Here is a 567-nt window from a genome sequence, read left to right as displayed (position 1 = left end):
CTGGGAGTACTTTTTATTACAGGATCAATTTTCAAGATCGACGTCCTTGTAACTTTTTCTACCCTATTCTTACTGCCTTCTCTGATCCTTTATTACAGATACCGGGCGAAAAAATGGTTTCTGGCCATGGTAATAGCTTTACTGCTCTTTTATATAAGAGATCTCCTGATGATTGCTGGATTCCTTACTAATGGCTTTTGGATCATGCTTACCTTTTCCTTAGCAATTTTGATTCTCTATATTTTTTCCTTTACCTCGTTCAAAAGCGCAAGGGTGCTATCTGTGGAAATACTTTCACTTATCATCATGTATGGATTCCTGGGGTTCCTGTTTTTTACCATTGCAGATCTCGTACCCCAAGTGATCCCTTCATATAAAACGGTGACCTACATTTATCTCGCGTTGTTGATCTTTCTCCTTGCCTTTACTTTTACCCAATATCTTTTGAAGTCGCATTATGCCTCCCTTTGGTTAATGTTGGGTGCAGCTTCAATGCTGGTGTCGGAACTTTCACTGTTCTTCAAGATGTTTGTTATTTCCGATATAAGTGTTAATATTTTTTTCCCC

General features: G+C 38.4%; 1 protein-coding gene. It reads left to right on the top strand.

What is annotated here, in order from left to right; translation table 11 throughout:
- Positions 1–567, top strand: a 567-nt coding sequence (locus tag HC175_RS16785; protein ID WP_168139505.1) for a hypothetical protein, incomplete at both ends; no start/stop codon positions are given.

This window comes from Salinimicrobium oceani (assembly GCF_012037645.1).
Note: the sequence above shows the minus strand (reverse complement) of the source record. Positions and strands in the feature narration are given on the sequence as shown.